Below are 17,840 nucleotides of genomic sequence, written 5' to 3'. Positions count from 1 at the left end.
ACCACGCCGGTGCTCACCGGTACCAATACCCAGGTGAACGGATCACTGCCTGGTTGCTGTCGTCGCTGAAGCCCATCGCCACCCCACTACCTTCAGCAACAGAAAGCTGCCCACAGTGTCTGTGTTCGTCGACATCGTTCCTCCCGAGGCCGAAGCCGGTCCGCCGCGCGCGGTCACACCGTCAAACCGGTGGCGCACGCTGCTGACCACGTCCGCGCTGCCACTTCTATCGGTGGTCCTGTTCTTCGTGGTGTGGCAGGCGGTGGCCTGGGCAGGCATCTGGAACCAGACGTTCGTGCCTTACCCGTCGGCAGTCTGGCGGGCCTTCATCGATGTCTCGACCACCCATGACGGCGCGCGCGGCTATGCGGGGTACCTGCTCTACGAGCACCTCTACATGACGCTGCGCCGCGTACTGGCCGGTGTGGTGATCGGTGTGGTCGTCGGCGTTCTCCTGGGCCTCCTCATGGGTTCGGTCGGATGGCTGCGCAGCGTGCTCGAACCGTGGCTGACTTTCCTGCGTGCGCTGCCGCCGTTGGCGTACTTCTTCCTGCTGGTGATCTGGCTCGGGATCGACGAGGCACCCAAGATCACGCTGCTGGCCCTGGCCGCGCTGCCGCCGGCCGCGGTCGCCACCACGGCCGCCGTGGTCGCTGCTCCCGTCGGTCTGCAGGAAGCGGCCCGGGCGTTGGGCGCCACCCGGGCACAGGTCATCCGTGACGTCGTGGTGCCCTCGGCACTGCCGGAGACCTTCACGGGTATCCGCCTGGCCGTGGGCATGGCGTACTCGTCGGTGGTTGCCGCCGAACTGTTCAACGGCATCCCCGGCATCGGTGGATTGGTCAAGGACGCAAGCAATTACAACAACACACCGGTCGTGCTGGTCGGGATCTTCGCCATCGGGATCTCGGGCCTGGTGATCGACGGAGGTTTGCGGGCTGTCGAACGACGGGCCGTCCCCTGGAGAGGAAAAATATGAGATTGACGAAGCTGGTCACAGTGCTGGCTGCCGCGACGGTGGCACTGGCCGGCTGCGCGGTGGACCACTCCGGGGGGAACTCCCAGAAACCCACCATTCGCCTTGGCTACCAATCCTTTCCGAGTGGCGATCTGATCGTCAAGAACAACAAGTGGCTCGAAGAGGCGCTGCCCGACTACAACATCAAGTGGACGAAGTTCGACTCGGGCGCCGACGTGAACACCGCATTCATCGCCAAGGAACTGGACTTCGGTGCCCTGGGTTCGAGCCCGGTGGCCCGCGGTTTGTCAGCGCCGCTGAACATTCCGTACAAGGTGGCGTTCGTGCTCGACGTCGCCGGTGACAACGAGGCGTTGGTGGCTCGTGACGGCGCCGGCGTCAACTCGATCGCCGACCTGCGGGGCAAGCGTGTCGCCACACCGTTCGCGTCCACCGCGCACTACAGCCTGCTGGCCGCGCTGGCGCAGAACGGCTTGTCGCCCAACGATGTCCAGCTGATCGACCTGCAGCCGCAGGCCATCCTGGCGGCCTGGGACCGGGGCGACATCGCCGCGGCCTACAGCTGGCTGCCCACGCTCGACCAGCTGCGCAAGACGGGCAAGGATCTGATCACCAGCCGGCAGCTGGCCAAGGACGGCAAGCCGACGCTGGACCTGGCCGCTGTATCCGACGAATTCTCGACCGCCCACCCTGAGGTGGTCGACATCTGGCGCCAGCAGCAGGCCCGCGCGCTGAACGTCATCAAGGACGATCCGCAGGCCGCGGCCAAGGCGATCGCCGCCGAGGTCGGTCTGAGCCCGGAAGATGTTGCCGGACAACTCAAGCAGGGCGTCTACCTGACCCCGGCCGAGGTGGCGTCTCCCGAATGGCTGGGTACCGATGGCGCACCGGGCAACATCGCCGCCAACCTGCAGAGCGCGTCGCAGTTCCTCGCCGATCAGAAGCAGATCCCCGAGGCGGCTCCGCTGCAGGTCTTCAAGGACGCCGTCTACACGAAGGGGTTGCCGGATGTCCTCGCCAAGCAGTGACGCATCGGGCGGCCTGAAGATCAAGAACGTCGCCCATCGGTACGGGCGCGGCTCGGATGAGGTGACCGCGCTCGGACCGGTGGATCTCGATGTCGATCCCGGTTCGTTCCTGGTGCTGGTGGGGGCCTCTGGGTGCGGCAAGAGCACGCTGTTGCGGCTGATCGCCGGCTTCGAGACCCCGTCCGAGGGCGAGGTCGAGGTGTCCGGTTCCCGCCCCACGCCCGGGGTCACCTCGGGTGTGGTGTTCCAGCAGCCGCGGCTCTTTCCGTGGCGCACGGTGGGCGGCAACGTGGATCTGGCGCTCAAGTACGCCGGCGTGCCGCGGGAGCGACGGACGGAGCGGCGCGAGGAACTGCTGGAACGTGTCGGTCTGGAACGTACTGCCAAGCGCAAGATCTGGGAGATCAGCGGCGGCCAGCAGCAGCGTGTCGCGATCGCGCGGGCGCTCGCCGCCGAGACTCCGCTGTTCCTGTTGGACGAGCCGTTCGCGGCTCTGGACGCGCTGACCCGTGAGCGGTTGCAGGAGGACGTCCGTCAGGTCAGTGCGGAGTCCGGTCGCACCACGGTGTTCGTGACGCACAGTGCCGACGAGGCGGCGTTCCTGGGTTCGCGGATCGTGGTGCTGACGCGCAGGCCCGGGAAAATCGCGCTGGACCTGCCGGTGGACTTGCCGCGCACCGGCGTCGACGCGCACGAACTGCGACGCTCGCCGGAATACCTCAAGCTGCGTACCGATGTGAGCGAGGCGGTCAAACTCGCTGCGGCCTGATCTCGCAACGAAAGTGACGCCAGGGTCGTAAACCTTCGCGGTCAACGACCCTGGCGTCACTTTCGGCAGTGCCGCTACCAACACGCCACATCAGACGACAACCACCATCTTCCCGCCGGCGGCGCCTGACTCCATCACCTCATGCGCTTCGCGGATCTGATCGAACGTGAACACCCGCGACGGCGCGGCTTCCAGCGCGCCGTCGGCGACCTGGCGGGCGATGTCGCCCAACGGCACGTCGGACAGCGGGAACCCGGGTGAGCCGAACACGAAGCTGCCGAAGAAAGTCAGCTTGACGCCGCTGGCCATCTGCAGCAGCGGGTTGAAATCCGGGATCGGATCGAGCCCACCCAACCACCCCGCCAGGCACGCGGTTCCGCCTCGGCGCAACATGTCCAGTGAGTCGAGGATGGTGCTGTTGCCGACCAGGTCCAGTACCGCGTCGACGGTGCCGGATTCGGCGATGTGTGCGCTCAGATCGGGCACTTCTTGTTCGGCGCGAGCGACGCCGAGACTTTCCAGCAGTGCGAATCGTTCAGGGCTGCGGGTGGTCGCGATGACGCGCGCCCCCGCGTTGACCGCGAGCTTGACCGCGGCCTGGCCGAACGACGAGGTGGCGCCGCGGATCACCAGGGTCTGACCGGGCTGCAGGTCGATGTTGCGGAACAGACAGGTCCAGGCCGTCGCATAGGTCTCGGGAAGCGCGGCCAGTCGGTCCCACGGCAAGTCGGCGTCGATCAGCGCGACGTTGGCCGCTCTCACCCGGGTGTACTCGGCGTAGCTGCCGTTGACTGTGCGGCCCAGCCCACCCATGAGTGCGGCGACCTTGGCGCCGACCGGGAACTCGCCGCCCGGACACGATTCGACGATGCCGACGCATTCGATGCCGCTGACCTCCGCGGCCTCGGCCCATTCACCTCGGCGCATGTGCATCTCGGCGTGATTGATGCCGAAGGCTTTGATCTTGATGACCACCTCGCCGGCTTTGGGCTCGGGCTTGGGGATATCGGTGTAGACCAGGTGGTCGAGTCCACCGAAGCCGTCGAGAACGATCGCGCGCATCTGTGTGGTCATGAGAGTCTCTCCAGGATGTCGTTGAGCTGTAATAGATCTGATGCGACGACGGTGGGTTGGGGCACATTCGGTGCTCGCAGCACACCGTTGCCGGGGCGGGTGATGAGTGCTCCGCTGAATCCGGCGGCCTGGGCGCCCAGGGTGTCCCACATGTGCGCGGCGACCATCATGCAGTCCGAGGGCGCCACCCCCAGGTATTCGGCGACGCCGGTGTACAGCGACGGCGCCGGCTTGAAAGCGCGTTGCCCGTCGACGCTGAACTGGTGCTCGAAGTAACTGCCCAAGCCGGCCCGTTCCAGCGGGGTCGGCTCGTCGCGATGTGGTGAGTTGGTAAGTGTGACAAGGCGGAAGCCGTTTGCCAGAAGTCGCTGCAAGCCTGCTGCGGCATCGGCGTGTGCCGGCATGCAGCGCATGCTGTCGGCAAGTGCGGTGAGATCGTCCTCGGTGAGACCCACGTGGCGGATGTCGCCGGTCATCCGCAGCGCAGCTTGACCGAGCGTGAAGAAATCGGTGTATCGCCCGGACAGTGTGATGGCCATGGAGTACATCACCAGCTGGTTGAACCATTCGCGAAGGACCTGAGGGTCGCCGAAGATTCGCTCGAAATATGGCGTCAAAGAGTCGATGTCGATGAGCGTCTCGTTGACGTCGAACACCAGCACCGCCGGCTTCATCAGGCGACCCGGCGTTGCAGGAATCCGTCGATCAGGCTCGCGACTTCGTCGACGTGGGTTTCCAGTAGGAAGTGCCCGCCGTCGAGCAGGTGGATCTCGGCGTCGGCGGCGTCCTTGGCGAAGGCGCGCGCCCCGTCGGGACCGAAGATCGGATCGCCCTCACCCCACACGGCAAGCACGGGAACCTGACTGGTGCGCAGGTATTCGTGCAGTGTCGGGTACAGGGGAGCGTTGGTGGCGTAGTCGCGGAACAGTTTGAGCTGCACCAGATCATTGCCGGGTCGCGACACCATCGCCGCGTCGTGCACCCAGGTGTCGGGATTGACCAGGCTTTCGTCGGAAACCCCGGTCAGGTACTGCCATTTGATGCCGTCGAGGCTCAATGCGGTCCGCACTCCGGCCTCGGTCTCGGGGTTCTGCTCGCGCTGGTAGGCCCACACGCCGGACCAGAAGCTCTCGACGAAACCTTCGTCGTAGCCGTTGCCGTTCTGGCTGACGATCGCGGTGATGGCTTCCGGATGCCGCAGGGCCAGTCGCCAGCCGATCGGGGCGCCGTAGTCCTGGACGTAGATCGCGTAGCGGGACACCCCGAGCTGGTTCAGCAGGCCGTCGGTGAGGTCGGCCAGGGCGTCGAAGGTGTAGTCGAACTCGGTGACCGCGGGTGCATCGGAGTGGCCGTAGCCCAGGTGGTCGGGGGCGATGACGTGGAAGCGCTCGGCCAACCGGGGGATCAGGTCGCGGAACATGTACGAGCTCGTCGGGAAGCCGTGCAGCAGGACGATCGCCGGTGCGTCGGGCGCGCCGGCCTCGCGGTAGAACAGCCGCTGCCCGTCGACGGTGGCGTAGCGATGGTGAACGGTCATGACTAACTCCTATAACTAGTTTTAGTGGTTAGTGACATCTAACGCCCGTCGACATAACCTGTCAATAGCTATTTGGAGGTTAGATATGAGACTCATGGAGGTAGGCCTGACGGACGAGTCGCTGCTGCTCGATCTCCTCAACACCACGCCGTTGGTGGAGGGAATGCAATACGACGTGCTGAAAGAAGAGGCCGCCGCGCAGGCCTGGTTGCGTGAGCACGGGGCGGCCGAAGCCGAACTGGCCGAACTGGCCGCGGCCCGGAATGTGCTTCAGGCCGTGGTGCGCGGAACCGAGTCGGCGGTTGCGCTGACGCCGTACCTCAACGCCGCGACCCTACGGGCGCACGCGACGGAGAACGGCGTGAACTGGGACCTGGATGTCGGCGAAGCGATGCGCGGCGCCGTGCGGGCGGTCCTGGCCTGGGATGCGCTGCGGATCGCGCGGCCGGGGCGGCTACGCGCGTGCGCGAACCCGGACTGTCGGCTCTTCCTGATGGATCGGAGCAAGCCCAACGCGAAACGCTGGTGCTCGATGACTACCTGCGGAAACCGCATGAAGGCGCGCCGGTATCACCGGCGCGCAAGGACTGCGAAGACTGACGAACAGCCCTGATTACACCGGGGGATAGGCCGGCGGCGGGTAGACGCCACGCAAGCCCCAGGCCAGCCACGGGAAGAAGAAGTCGCTCTCGTCGCTGACGTCGTAGTCAGGATTCGGATCCATTCCCGCAGTCTAGACGCAGTACGCGAGGTCGGAACAGGGCCGAGAACGGAAATTGCCTACACTCTTCAACCATCTAGTTGATTGATTTCCCGGGCAAGGTCCCGGCGATGCTGATAGTGAGTGTGCTATGTCATCCGATGCAGAGGGCGGCCGGGGCCGCGGGGGCGCGACTGCCAACGGGACATCCCGCCGCGATGAACTGCTGACCGTTGCGGCGAAACTGTTCGCCGCTCGCGGGTATCACGGCACCCGGATGGACGATGTCGCCGAGGCCGTCGGGCTGAACAAGGCCACGGTCTATCACTACTACTCCAGTAAGTCGCTGATCCTCTACGACATCTACAAGGGCACTGCGGACTTCACCGTCGAGGCGCTCCACGATGACCCGACCGCCTCGGCGCGGGAGACCATCTACAACTTCACCCGGCGGCTGATGGTCGGCATCGCCAACGACCTGGAGCGCGCTGCGGTGTACTTCCAGGAGGGCCCGTACATCGCCGAGTGGTTCACCGAGGAGCAGGTGGCCTACATCCGGCGGGCCGAGACCCAGGTCTACGAGCACGTCCGGGACGTGATCGATCGCGGCATCGCGAGCGGCGAGTTCTACGACTGCGACTCGCACGTGCTGGCTCTGGGCTACATCGGCATGACGCTCGGTTCCTACCGCTGGCTGCGACCCCACGGCCGGCGGAGTGCCCAGGAGATCGCCGTCGAGTTCAGCACGGCGCTGCTGCGCGGGCTGATCCGCGACGAGGGAATCCGCAACGAATCGCCGTTGGGCGTCGAGATCGAGGAAAAGGCCTAGAACATGACCGATCTGTTCCGACTGGACGGCAAGGTCGCCGTCGTCACCGGAGGTGGCCGGGGCATCGGCCTGATGATGGCCCGTGGCCTGCTGCAGGCCGGGGCGTCCGTGTACCTCTCGAGCCGTAAGGAAGCCGAGCTCAACGCGGCGGTCGAGGCGCTGTCCCCGCTCGGGCGGGTGTCCGCGGTACCGGCCGACCTCGGCACTGCCGAAGGTGTCGCCGCACTCACCGCCGCCGTCACTGGACGCGAGGACGCGATCCACGCCCTGTTCAACAACGCGGGCGCGGCCTGGGGTGCACCCTACGAGGAGTTCCCGGAGTCCGGATTCGACAAGGTCTACGACGTCAACGTCAAAGGCGTCTTCCTGCTGACCCGCGCGCTCACCCCGTTGCTGAAAGCCGCTGCCACCGAAGAGGATCCGGCCCGGGTGATCAACACCGGCAGCATCGACGGCATCGTCGCCCCGGGCAAGGGCCGCGACAACTTCTCCTACAGCGCCAGCAAGGCCGCCGTGCACATGCTGACCAAGCACCTCGCCGGTGAACTGGCCCCGAAGATCCTCGTCAACGCGATCGCCCCGGGCCTGTTCGAATCCCGGATGACCAAGGAGATGCTGCGCGCCGGCTCGGAAGAGGTAGGCGCAGTCCTTCCCTTGGGCCGGATCGGACAGCCCGACGACATCGCCGGTATCTCAGTGTTCTTGGCCAGCCGGGCCAGCGCCTACATCACCGGCACGGTCATCCCGGTCGACGGCGGCGTGAGCACCATCAGCTGATGGGCAGGGTGAACCAGCCCCAGGCCAAGAAGGCGAACACACCGAGATAGACGATGTCGCCGGCCATGTAGAGCCACTCGCTGCGACGGAATCTGGTCGTGGCCGCACCGGCCATGAACAGGGCCAGGCCGCAGGCGGCCACCGGCGTCAGCACCGGTGCGATACCCGACGCCGCAGGTAGCACCAGGCCGAGCGCGCCGACCAGCTTGATGGTCCCGATCACCTTCAGGTGACCGTCACCGAACTCGTCGACCCAGTGCTGCGTGCTGCCCATCGACCGGTACCTCTCCCGCGACATCAGGAGCATGGTGGTCCCGCCTGCGGCGTACGCCGCCGCGGCGATGATGGTGATGATCCAGAGGGCGGTGTGCATTTCTCGCTCCGTTTCGTGGTTACGTTTGGGCCTCGTGGTTACGTCGAGCCCCGTCGACTCGTCACTCTTATGACGGGTCGGCGCGAGGAGAGGTAACTGATGACGCCTGAGGCATCTTTGGCGGAGGCATTCGAAGGGCAGCGGCCCCGACTGCTCGCGGTCGCCGAGCGCGTCCTCGGCTCCCGGGCAGATGCCGAGGATGCCGTGCAGGAAGCATGGCTACGGCTGTCTCGTCAGGACGCGGACTCGATCGAGAACGTCGCGGGCTGGCTGACAACTGTGGTGGGCCGCATCTGCATCGACATGTTGCGGTCGCGCACCAGCCGCGCCGAGGTGACGCCCACCGCCGAGATTCCGGATCTGGTGGTCACCGAGGACTCAGATATCCGGGAGGACTCCCCGGAGGACGCCGCGGTGCTCGCGGACTCGGTCGGGCTGGCGATGCTCGTCGTGCTGGGTTCGCTGCGTCCGGACGAGCGCCTCGCGTTTGTCCTGCATGACATGTTCGCCGTGCCGTTCGCCGAGATCGCGCAGATCCTGGACAAGTCGAGCGACGCCGTCAAGATGCTGGCCAGCCGTGCGCGCCGGAAGGTGCAGGACGTGCCGGCGCCCACCGGGGGCCGCCGACGGAAGCAGGAGCAGCGTGCGGTGGTCGACGCCTTCCTGGCCGCCGCGCGCGACGGCGACTTCGATGCCCTGCTGCGCGTGCTGGACCCCGACGTCAGCTGGCAGCGGTACACGGCCACCGGCGTGACCGTCGGGACCGGATCGGACGCGATCGTCGCCGCGGTCCGGCGCGGCCAGGGGACCCGCGTCCTGGCCCGGCGCGTGTCGGTCAACGGCGAGCCGGGGATCCTGGCGTGGGGTCCGACCGGTCGCCCGCTCAGCGTGATGGCCTGCGTCGTCGACGGTGGTCGACTGGTGGGGATCGTGTCGATCATCGACCCTCGACGGCTGGCCAGGATGTCACTGCCCGAGCCGCCTTCCGACGATTAACCTGGCCGCATGAAGTCGACCATCCTCTCGCGGCGCGACCTGGACTTCCTGCTCTACGAGTGGTTGGACGTCGAAAAGCTCACGAAGCTGGACCGGTACTCCGAGCACTCCCGCGAAACGTTCGACGGCGTACTGGATCTGTGCGAGCAACTCGCGACCCGCTACTTCGCGCCGCACAACAAGCTCAGCGATGCGAACGAGCCGACATTTGACGGGCAGACCGTCACGCTGATCCCCGAGGTGAAAGAGGCGTGGGACGCGTTCGCGGCGGCCGACCTGATCGCCATGGGTTTCGACGACGAACTCGGCGGTGCGCAACTGCCGGTCACCGTCGCGCAGGCCGCGTTCGCCTGGATCGCCGCGGCCAACGTGTCGACATCGGGTTATCTGATGCTCACCATCGCCAATGCGAACCTGCTGGCCCGTTTCGGCTCGGCAGAGCAGATCGAGCGGTTCGTCAAACCCATGCTGGCCGGACGGTTCTCGGGCACCATGGCGCTGTCGGAGACCCAGGCCGGATCGTCGCTGGCCGACATCACCACGCGTGCCGAACCGCAGCCCGACGGCAGCTATCGGGTGTTCGGATCGAAGATGTGGATCTCCGGCGCCGAGCATGAGATGACCGAGAACATCGTCAACCTGGTGCTGGCCAAGATTCCCGGCGGGCCGGCCGGGACCAAGGGCATCTCACTGCTCATCGTGCCCAAGTACCTTGACGACGGAAGCCGCAACGGGGTCGCCATCTCCGGACTGAACCACAAGATGGGGCAGCGCGGTATCACCAACACTGTGCTCAACTTCGACGGCGCGGTCGGCTATCTCGTCGGCGAACCGCACCGCGGGATCATCTATATGTTCCACATGATGAACGAGGCCCGCCTCGGTGTCGGTATGGGCGCCGTCGCTCTCGGGTACACCGGCTACCTGAAGTCGCTGGAGTATGCGCGCGAGCGTCCCCAGGGCCGGCCGCTGGGAGTCAAGGATCCGTCGACCCCGCAGGTGCCCATCATCGAACATGCTGACGTCAAGCGAATGCTGTTGGCGCAGAAGGCTTATGTCGAGGGCGGTCTGGCTCTGGCGCTGTACTGCGCCAAGCTGGTCGACACCGGGTCCGCCGGGGACAGTTCTGTCCTCGACATCCTCACCCCGATCGCCAAGAGTTGGCCGTCGCAGTGGTGCGTGGAGGCCAACAATCTGGCGATCCAGGTGCACGGCGGCTACGGCTACACCCGCGAATACGACGTCGAGCAGCATTACCGCGACAACCGGCTGAACCCGATCCACGAGGGCACCCACGGCATCCAGAGCCTGGATCTGTTGGGGCGCAAGGTGACCCAGAACGGTGGGGCGGGCCTCGCGGCATTAGGCGAGCGGATCGCCGCCACGGCCGCGGCGGCTTCGGATGCGGCGCCCGAACTGGCCGCACAGCTCGACGCGGCCTGGCAGCGGCTGGTCGCCGTCACCGCTGCCATGTTCGCCTCGGGTGACATCGAAGCCGCGATTGGCAACAGCGCGGTGTATTTGGAAGCGTTCGGTCACATCGTCGTCGCCTGGATCTGGCTGGAACAGTTCCTTGCGGCCGATGGCCGGACCGGGGATTTCTACGACGGTAAGCGTCAGGCCGCCCGGTACTTCTTCCGTTACGAACTGCCCAGGACCGCACCACAATTGGATCTGCTCGAGAGCCTGGACCACACCACGCTCGAGATGCGCGACGGCTGGTTCTAGTCGAATTCGATGATCTGCCGCACGGCTCGACCGTCGGCGAGGGCGTCCATCCCGGTGTTGATCTGATCGAGGGTGATCGTGTCGGACACCAGGGATTCGACCGGCAGCCGGCCGGCCCGCCAGAGTTCGACGAAACGCGGAATGTCGCGCGCCGGTACCGCCGAGCCCAGGTAGCTGCCGATCAGCGACCGGCCTTCGGCGACGAAACCCAACGGCGACACCGAGATCCGGGCGTCTGGGCGGGGCAGGCCGACGGTGATCGTGCGCCCACCCGGCCCGGTCAGCGCGATCGAGGTTTCCAATGCGGCGGGATGACCGGCAGCTTCGATCACGATGTCGGCCTTGAGGTCGGCGGCCTGCTCAGGGGTGTAGGTCTCGTGCACACCGAGTTCACGGGCCCGGGCCAGTTTGTCGGGCAGCTGGTCCACACCGATGACGCGGACGTCGTCGTGGGCGAGCGCGGTCAGGGCGGCAGCCATGCCGACACCACCCAGACCGACGACCGCAACGGTCTGGCCCGGCCGCGGCGTGCCCACGTTGAGCACCGCACCACCGCCGGTGAGCACGGCACACCCCAACAGCGACGCGACCACAGCCGGGACATCAGAGGGCACGGGCACCACCGAGCGACGGTCCACGACGGCGTAGGTGGCAAAGCCGGACACCCCGAGGTGATGGAACACCGGTTCGCCGTCACGGATCAGCCGGATGTCGCCGTTCATCAAGGTGCCGGCGCCGTTGGCGGCCGATCCCGGACCACACGGGGTGAGGCCGTCGGTGGCGCATGCGGGGCAATCTCCGCAGCGCGGCAGAAACGTCATCACCACCCGTTGGCCCACCGGCAGATCGGTGTCACCGGCCTCGACGATCCCGGCGGCTTCGTGGCCCAGCAGCATCGGGACCGGTCGTACCCGGTTGCCGTCCACGACAGACAGATCGGAGTGACACAGACCCGCGGCCTCGATGCGGACCAGAAGTTCGCCCGGGCCGGGCTCGGCGAGTTCGAGGTCGCTCACCCGGATCGGTCGGGACTCGGCGTACGGACGGTTGAGGCCGATGTGCTCGAGGACGGCGCCGCGGATCTTCATGACCTCCAGCCTGTCAGACTGCCGGAATGACCGACGGAGCTGAATTGACCCGCGGGGACTTTCCCCTCCACTGGCCGGTGCTGACCCGGTGGACCGACAACGACATGTTCGGCCACCTCAACAACGCGGTGTACTACGAGCTCTTCGACACGGCGATCAACGCCTGGATCAACACCAACTGCGACGTCGATCCGGTCACCGCGCCCTGGCTCGGTGTGGTCGCCGAGTCCGGGTGCCGCTACTTCGCGGAGCTGAAGTTCCCCGACCCGCTGGTGGTCGGTCTGGCGGTGGCCCGGTTGGGGAACAGCAGCGTCACCTACCGACTCGGACTCTTCGAGCCGGATGGGCCGGTCGCGGCGGTCGGCCATTGGGTACATGTCTACGTCGATCGGACCTCGCGCCGCCCGGTACCGATTCCCGACGTGATCCGCGATCTGCTGCAGTCGATATGCTCGCCGGATGCCACTCGTGAGCAAGACCGTCGAGGTTGATGCCCCTGCCGAGAAGATCATGGCGATCGTCGGCGATTTCGAGGCCTACCCGCAGTGGAACCCCGAGATCAAGGGCTGCTGGATCCTGGCCCGCTACGACGACGGCCGGCCCAGCCAGCTGCGTATGGACGTCGAGATCCAGGGTCAGTCCGGCACCTTCATCAACGCGGTCTACTACCCCGCCGAAAACCAGATCTACACCGTGCTGCAGCAGGGCGACCACTTCACCAAGCAGGAGCAGCGCTTCTCCGTCGTTCCGCTGGGCCCGGACAACACGCTGCTTCAGGTCGATCTCGAGGTCGAGGTCAAGCTGCCGATCCCGGCGATGATGGTCAAGAAGCTCATCGGCGACACCCTGGACCACCTGGCCAACGCACTCGTCACCAGGGTGAAGGAACTGTCCGCCTAGGCAGCCCGGTCCGCCGCTGCCGCACGGAGCTCCAGTACCCGATTGCGGATGCGGTGCTCGGTGGCTCGTGGCATCTCGGCGGGGCGGTATCGACCGTGCCTGACCCGGTAGACCCGGCCGTGGCTCATCTCCCAGCGCAGGGCGTCCGAGATCGACTTCGATGCGCGCCCCGAGGTCGTGAACCCCTGATCCTCAAGGGCATCGACCAGGTCGGCGACCGATTGTGGGCCGTATTGGAGCAGCTGCATGGTGAGCACGTAACGGAGGTTGGTGCCCCGCAGCAGGAGTTTGTCCGCCATGGAGTCACGGTGCCAAGGCGGTCTGACAATTCATGCCGGTCCGGGATTTCGGTGACATATCCGATGTGCCCGGCTGTCAGCGACAATCCAGCGACAATCGCCTCACACGTTGCCGCGCGTCTCAACAGCCTCACGTCTGGCTGTCACATTCGTCTCCAGCGCCACGGCAGCATCGTCAGCCTCATCCGTCCAGTGCCCACCTGTCAGCGACTCTGTCGCTCGCAGGTGGGCAACCTGAAATGTGTTACCCACGGGACTGGCGTCATCTGGAGTGGCGGAAGTGTTGAACGTCCGTGTGGCCGCCGGTGCTGACGATGTCTATGGGGCGATTGTCGCTGAATTGTCGCTCGTAGGCGGGCAGATCGGATGTCGCCGTCCTGCGCCGACACGCCGACACGGACACGCGGGCGGCCCGACTGGGCGCCGTCAGTCCCACATCCCGATCTCGTTCAGCCGCGCGATCAGCCGCTGGGCGGCGTCGGTGAACTGGTTGGCGTTGAGCTCCACTGCGGCCTCCTGATCGCGCCGGCGCAGCGCCTCGATCAGGAGTCGGTGGTTCTCGACGGCTTCGGTGCCCCACTTCGGATCGGTCGAATAGATCAGCGCGGGCAGGTACCGCGCGACGTGCAGCAGGAACCAAGCCAGCTTGATCCGGCCGCTGGCGTGGTTGAAGGCCCGGTGGAAGGTGAACTCGGCTGACGAGATCGCCACGGGGTCCTGCTCCTTGACGGCGGTCGCAAGCTCGGCGTTGAGCTGCTCCAGCTCGTCGATCTGAGCCGGGGTGATGCGGGCGGTGGCGGTGGCGGCCAGCTTGCGCGCGATGGTGGCCTGCAGCCAGAAGATGTCCTCGACGTCGGCGCGGGTCAGGGGCACCACGACGTGTCCGCGGTTCGGCTCCAGCTGCACCATGCCCTCACCGCGGAGCGTGCGCAGCGCCTCCCGCACCGGGGTGATGCTGACTCCGAGTGCCGCCGCGGTCTCGTCGAGCCGGATGAACGTCCCGGGGCGCAGTACGCCGGTCATGATCTCGGCCCGCAGTTGGGCGGCAACCTCGTCGGAAAGTTGCTCGCGCCGTCCCCCGCGACGACGTTGCACGGCCGCTCTGGCAGGTGCATTCACGCGAATCCGGTCGCCTTTCTGGTGGGCTTGTCGCCGAGGCGCCGAGGCCATAGTGTGACCGGGGCAACCCCATGTTTGATCAAATATAAAATTCGTGCAACTCAATACCCATGGAGTACAGATCCGTTGACTGCCGAGCCGTTCCCCACTGAGCAGCCGTACCTGGCCCGTCGTCAGAACTGGGCCAATCAACTGACCCGGCATGCCCTGATGCAGCCCGAAAAGACGGCCCTGCGCTTCCTGGGGCACACCACCACGTGGCGCGAGCTCGACCACCGGGTGACGAGGCTGGCCGGCGCCCTGAGCCGGCGCGGGGTCGGTTTTGGCGATCGCGTGCTGATCCTGATGCTGAACCGCCCCGAGTTCATCGAGGCGATGCTGGCGGCCAACAAGCTCGGCGCGATCGCAGTGCCGGTGAACTTCCGGATGACCCCACCCGAGGTGGCCTTCCTGGTCAGCGACTGCGAGGCCCGCGTCATCGTCACCGAGCCCGTGCTCGCCGGAGTCGCCACGGCGGTACGCGATCTCGACGCCACGCTGTCAACGGTCGTCGTGGCCGGCTCGGCGACCGAATCCGTCCTCGATGGCGCGGTAGTGGGATATGAGGACCTGATCGCCGAAGACGGCCCGCCCGCCGACCCGGTCGACATCCCCAGCGATGCCCCGGCCCTGATCATGTACACCTCCGGCACCACCGGCCGGCCCAAGGGTGCGGTGCTGACGCACAACAACTTGGTCGGGCAGGGCATGACAAACCTGTTCACCACCGGTGTCGACATCAACAACGACGTCGGCTTCATCGGGGTCCCGCTGTTCCACATCGCCGGTGTCGCCGGAAACGTGAACACAGGTCTGACCCTCGGCCTGCCGACGGTCATCTATCCGCTGGGCGCATTCGACCCGGGTGCGTTGCTCGACGTACTGGCGGCCGAGAAGGTCACCGCGATCTTCCTGGTGCCCGCGCAGTGGCAGGCGGTTTGTGCCGAGCAGAAAGCCAATCCACGCGACCTGTGCCTGCGGGCGCTGTCGTGGGGCGCCGCGCCGGCGTCGGACACGTTGCTACGTGCAATGGCCGAGACGTTCCCGGGCAGCCAGATCCTCGCTGCGTTCGGGCAGACCGAGATGTCGCCGGTCACCTGCATGTTGTTGGCGGACGACGCAATTCGCAAGCTCGGCTCGGTCGGTCAGGTGATCCCCACCGTTTCGGCCCGCATCGTGGACGAGAACATGAACGACGTCCCGGTCGGCGACGTCGGTGAGATCGTCTACCGCGCCCCGACTTTGATGGCGGGTTACTGGAACAACCCGAAGGCCACCGCCGAGGCGTTCGCCGGCGGCTGGTTCCACTCCGGCGATCTGGTGCGCCAGGACGAGGAGGGCTACATCTGGGTCGTCGACCGCAAGAAGGACATGATCATCTCCGGCGGCGAGAACATCTACTGCGCCGAGGTCGAGAATGTTCTGGCCGGGCACCCCGCTATCACCGAGGTCGCGGTGATCGGGCGACACGACGAGAAGTGGGGTGAGGTCCCGGTTGCGGTGGTCGCTTTGACCCGAGGCGACGTACTGAATCTCGGGGATCTCGACGGATTCCTCACCGAGCGTCTGGCGCGCTACAAGCACCCGAAGGCGATCGAGATCGTCGACGCTTTACCCCGCAACCCCTCGGGCAAGGTGCTCAAGACCGAACTCCGGGAGCGGTTCGGTTCTCCGATCAACGTCCAGTAGCGGTTGACGTTTACGAAAGTAACTCAGCGTCAACGGGTTTCTGCAGGTCGCGGGGAAAGTTTGCTGTCTTTGCACGCCCTTGTTAACGGTTGATGGCACAATCCACCCGATGCAGTGCACGCCCCGGTTTCTATCGGGTACAGTCCGGTGGTCTCAATTACTACTCGTGAGTAGGGAGAGACGGATCACACAAGCTGACAGGCGACGAGGAGGGGGCGTGCGACACGTCCAGGGGGCGCACCGGTGACGGCGCCCGCCGACGGGCTCGTCGGCTACGTACGTGGTCAATTGGAGAAGCCGCTGGCTATGGTCGGTGGCTTCTTCAAGATGACTGTGCTCACTGGAAAGGCCTTTCTCACACGGCCTTTCCAGTGGAAAGAGTTCGTGCTGCAGAGCTGGTTCCTGATCCGCGTGGCATTCCTGCCGACGCTCGCGGTATCGATCCCGCTGACGGTGCTCATCATCTTCACGCTCAACATCCTGTTGGCGGAGTTCGGTGCAGCCGATGTTTCCGGTGCGGGCGCGGCCCTCGGCGCGGTGACGCAGCTCGGTCCTCTGGTGACAGTGCTCGTGGTGGCCGGCGCCGGGTCGACTGCAATTTGCGCAGACCTCGGAGCCCGCACTGTGCGTGAAGAGATCGACGCGCTCGAGGTGCTCGGCATCGACCCGATCGAGCGGCTGGTCGTCCCGCGCGTGGTGGCCTCTACCTTCGTGGCTTTCATGCTCAACGGTGCGGTCATCACCATCGGCCTCATCGGTGGCTTCTTCTTCGGCGTATACGTCCAGAACGTGTCCGCCGGTGCGTACGTGTCCACCCTGACCCTGCTCACCGGATTCCCCGAGGTGATGATCTCGGTCATCAAGGCAACCCTGTTCGGCCTGATCGCCGGACTCGTCGGCTGCTACCGGGGCCTGACGGTGGCCGGTGGCTCCAAGGGCGTCGGTACCGCGGTGAACGAGACCCTGGTGCTGTGCGTGGTGGCATTGTTCGCAGTCAACGTCGTGCTCACCACCATCGGTGTGCGGTTCGGAACAGGGCACTGACATGAGTACTGCAACAGTCCTTCGCTCCCGGTTCCCCCGGGCTTTCTCGCGCACCTCGGACATCGCGGGCACTCCGGCCCGGTTCCTCGACAGCATGGGCCACGTCGCGTGGTTCGTCGTCCAGGCCATCGGATCGATCCCGCATGCGTTCCGGCACTACCGCCGTGAGGCCCTGCGCCTGGTCGCCGAGATCGGTATGGGTACCGGCGCCATGGCCGTCATCGGCGGCACCGTGGCCATCATCGGTTTCGTCACCCTCTCGGCCGGCTCCCTGATCGCCATCCAGGGCTTCGCATCCCTGGGCAACATCGGTGTCGAGGCCTTCACCGGCTTCTTCGCCGCGTTGGCAAACATCCGCGTCGTTGCCCCGGTGGTGACGGGTCAGGCCCTGGCTTCCACGGTCGGCGCCGGTGCCACCGCAGAGCTCGGTGCCATGCGGATCAGCGAAGAGGTCGATGCGCTGGAAGTCATGGGTATCAGGTCGATTTCGTACCTGGTGTCCACTCGCCTGATCGCCGGCTCGATCGTCATCATCCCGTTGTACGCCGGGGCGGTCCTGCTGTCCTTCCTGTCTGCGCAGTTCGTCACGACGGTCTTCTACTCGCAGTCAGTCGGTACGTATGAGCACTACTTCCATACGTTCCTGCGCGTCGACGACGTGATGTGGTCCTTCCTCCAGGTCATCGTCATGTCGATCGTGGTCATGTTGAACCACTGCTACTTCGGCTATTACGCCAGTGGCGGTGCTGTCGGTGTGGGTGAGGCAGTAGGGAGGTCGATGCGAACCTCGTTGATCGCAATCGTGTTGGTGGTCCTGTTGGCATCGTTGGCGCTCTACGGCACCGACCCCAACTTCAACCTCACGGTGTAGC

Annotated in this window: 21 protein-coding genes; 13 read left to right on the top strand and 8 right to left on the bottom strand. The window is 65.9% G+C overall.

Annotated elements, in window-relative coordinates:
- Window positions 1–115 precede the first annotated feature (115 nt).
- The 3 genes from AB0876_RS07130 to AB0876_RS07120 are packed head-to-tail and all read left to right on the top strand — an operon-like array spanning window position 116 to window position 2,776.
- Entirely contained in the window at window positions 116–979 is an 864-nt protein-coding gene (locus AB0876_RS07130; protein WP_491841866.1) for an ABC transporter permease, read from the top strand.
- Entirely contained in the window at window positions 976–2,007 is a 1,032-nt protein-coding gene (locus AB0876_RS07125) for a taurine ABC transporter substrate-binding protein (protein WP_526041584.1), read from the top strand. Before AB0876_RS07130 ends, AB0876_RS07125 begins: the two co-directional genes overlap by 4 nt.
- Window positions 1,988–2,776 carry an ABC transporter ATP-binding protein gene (locus AB0876_RS07120; RefSeq protein ID WP_526041583.1) on the top strand — a complete coding sequence of 263 codons (789 nt, stop codon included), beginning with the start codon at window positions 1,988–1,990 and terminating at the stop codon, window positions 2,774–2,776. The genes AB0876_RS07125 and AB0876_RS07120 overlap by 20 nt, the downstream gene beginning before the upstream one ends.
- Window positions 2,777–2,866: 90 nt before the next feature.
- Here the strand turns inward: AB0876_RS07120 and AB0876_RS07115 are convergent, their stop codons facing one another.
- From AB0876_RS07115 to AB0876_RS07105, 3 genes are read right to left on the bottom strand one after another with little or no spacing between them, the layout of a single operon-like run.
- Window positions 2,867–3,850 carry a zinc-binding alcohol dehydrogenase family protein gene (locus tag AB0876_RS07115; protein ID WP_526041582.1) on the bottom strand — a complete coding sequence of 328 codons (984 nt, stop codon included), beginning with the start codon at window positions 3,848–3,850 and terminating at the stop codon, window positions 2,867–2,869.
- Entirely contained in the window at window positions 3,847–4,524 is a 678-nt protein-coding gene (locus AB0876_RS07110) for a haloacid dehalogenase type II (RefSeq protein WP_526041581.1), read from the bottom strand. Before AB0876_RS07110 ends, AB0876_RS07115 begins: the two co-directional genes overlap by 4 nt.
- Complete coding sequence (locus tag AB0876_RS07105) at window positions 4,524–5,387, bottom strand: alpha/beta fold hydrolase (RefSeq protein ID WP_491841871.1); 864 nt, start codon at window positions 5,385–5,387, stop codon at window positions 4,524–4,526. Before AB0876_RS07105 ends, AB0876_RS07110 begins: the two co-directional genes overlap by 1 nt.
- 85 nt (window positions 5,388–5,472) lie before the next feature.
- Between AB0876_RS07105 and AB0876_RS07100 the strand changes: the two genes are divergently transcribed.
- Window positions 5,473–6,000 (top strand): CGNR zinc finger domain-containing protein, encoded by a 528-nt coding sequence (locus AB0876_RS07100; protein ID WP_526041580.1) that lies wholly within the window; start codon window positions 5,473–5,475, stop codon window positions 5,998–6,000.
- On the opposite strand, the gene AB0876_RS07095 is transcribed toward AB0876_RS07100, so the two are convergent.
- The gene (locus tag AB0876_RS07095) at window positions 6,001–6,111 is read right to left on the bottom strand and encodes a hypothetical protein (protein ID WP_088305440.1); all 111 of its coding nucleotides are present in this window, start codon (window positions 6,109–6,111) and stop codon (window positions 6,001–6,003) included.
- A 127-nt stretch (window positions 6,112–6,238) separates the two neighbouring features.
- Between AB0876_RS07095 and AB0876_RS07090 the strand changes: the two genes are divergently transcribed.
- A complete protein-coding gene (locus tag AB0876_RS07090) occupies window positions 6,239–6,916 on the top strand; it encodes a TetR/AcrR family transcriptional regulator (RefSeq protein WP_064878534.1) in 678 nt (225 codons plus the stop codon).
- A 3-nt stretch (window positions 6,917–6,919) separates the two neighbouring features.
- The gene (locus AB0876_RS07085; RefSeq protein WP_491841873.1) at window positions 6,920–7,693 is read left to right on the top strand and encodes an SDR family oxidoreductase; all 774 of its coding nucleotides are present in this window, start codon (window positions 6,920–6,922) and stop codon (window positions 7,691–7,693) included.
- On the opposite strand, the gene AB0876_RS07080 is transcribed toward AB0876_RS07085, so the two are convergent.
- The gene (locus tag AB0876_RS07080; RefSeq protein WP_526041579.1) at window positions 7,686–8,066 is read right to left on the bottom strand and encodes a DoxX family protein; all 381 of its coding nucleotides are present in this window, start codon (window positions 8,064–8,066) and stop codon (window positions 7,686–7,688) included. The two genes, AB0876_RS07085 and AB0876_RS07080, sit on opposite strands and share 8 nt — an antisense overlap.
- A 99-nt stretch (window positions 8,067–8,165) precedes the next feature.
- Between AB0876_RS07080 and AB0876_RS07075 the strand changes: the two genes are divergently transcribed.
- Window positions 8,166–9,062: a sigma-70 family RNA polymerase sigma factor gene (locus tag AB0876_RS07075; protein ID WP_526041578.1), complete on the top strand. Its 897-nt coding sequence runs from the start codon at window positions 8,166–8,168 to the stop codon at window positions 9,060–9,062.
- Window positions 9,063–9,071: 9 nt separating this feature from the next.
- Window positions 9,072–10,790: an acyl-CoA dehydrogenase C-terminal domain-containing protein gene (locus AB0876_RS07070; protein ID WP_526041577.1), complete on the top strand. Its 1,719-nt coding sequence runs from the start codon at window positions 9,072–9,074 to the stop codon at window positions 10,788–10,790.
- Here AB0876_RS07070 and AB0876_RS07065 read toward each other — a convergent pair.
- On the bottom strand, window positions 10,787–11,878 hold the full coding sequence (locus AB0876_RS07065; RefSeq protein ID WP_491841877.1) for an alcohol dehydrogenase catalytic domain-containing protein: 1,092 nt from the start codon (window positions 11,876–11,878) through the stop codon (window positions 10,787–10,789). The genes AB0876_RS07070 and AB0876_RS07065 overlap by 4 nt on opposite strands.
- Window positions 11,879–11,904: 26 nt before the next feature.
- Between AB0876_RS07065 and AB0876_RS07060 the strand changes: the two genes are divergently transcribed.
- Together AB0876_RS07060 and AB0876_RS07055 are read left to right on the top strand one after the other, a co-directional pair.
- Complete coding sequence (locus tag AB0876_RS07060; RefSeq protein WP_491841878.1) at window positions 11,905–12,369, top strand: acyl-CoA thioesterase; 465 nt, start codon at window positions 11,905–11,907, stop codon at window positions 12,367–12,369.
- Window positions 12,338–12,778, top strand: coding sequence for an SRPBCC family protein (locus tag AB0876_RS07055; RefSeq protein WP_491841879.1), 441 nt, complete (start codon window positions 12,338–12,340; stop codon window positions 12,776–12,778). Before AB0876_RS07060 ends, AB0876_RS07055 begins: the two co-directional genes overlap by 32 nt.
- Here AB0876_RS07055 and AB0876_RS07050 read toward each other — a convergent pair.
- The gene (locus tag AB0876_RS07050) at window positions 12,775–13,077 is read right to left on the bottom strand and encodes a hypothetical protein (RefSeq protein ID WP_491841880.1); all 303 of its coding nucleotides are present in this window, start codon (window positions 13,075–13,077) and stop codon (window positions 12,775–12,777) included. The two genes, AB0876_RS07055 and AB0876_RS07050, sit on opposite strands and share 4 nt — an antisense overlap.
- 426 nt (window positions 13,078–13,503) lie before the next feature.
- Window positions 13,504–14,196, bottom strand: a complete 693-nt coding sequence (locus AB0876_RS07045) for a GntR family transcriptional regulator (RefSeq protein WP_526041576.1) — start codon at window positions 14,194–14,196, stop codon at window positions 13,504–13,506.
- Between the two features lie 126 nt (window positions 14,197–14,322).
- On the opposite strand from AB0876_RS07045, the gene fadD5 reads away from it, so the two are divergent.
- The 3 genes from fadD5 (at window position 14,323) to AB0876_RS07030 (ending at window position 17,839) form a co-directional block, all read left to right on the top strand.
- On the top strand, window positions 14,323–15,924 hold the full coding sequence (fadD5, locus tag AB0876_RS07040; protein WP_526041575.1) for a fatty-acid--CoA ligase FadD5: 1,602 nt from the start codon (window positions 14,323–14,325) through the stop codon (window positions 15,922–15,924).
- 306 nt (window positions 15,925–16,230) lie between these two features.
- Window positions 16,231–16,968, top strand: a complete 738-nt coding sequence (locus tag AB0876_RS07035) for an MlaE family ABC transporter permease (RefSeq protein ID WP_165610635.1) — start codon at window positions 16,231–16,233, stop codon at window positions 16,966–16,968.
- Window position 16,969: 1 nt separating this feature from the next.
- Window positions 16,970–17,839 carry an MlaE family ABC transporter permease gene (locus AB0876_RS07030; protein WP_064881265.1) on the top strand — a complete coding sequence of 290 codons (870 nt, stop codon included), beginning with the start codon at window positions 16,970–16,972 and terminating at the stop codon, window positions 17,837–17,839.
- Window position 17,840: the final 1 nt, after the last annotated feature.

The organism is Mycobacterium sp. NPDC049093 (genome assembly GCF_040704635.1).
Classification (GTDB): Bacteria; Actinomycetota; Actinomycetes; order Mycobacteriales; family Mycobacteriaceae; genus Mycobacterium.
This window is presented reverse-complemented; position numbering and strand designations above follow the sequence as displayed.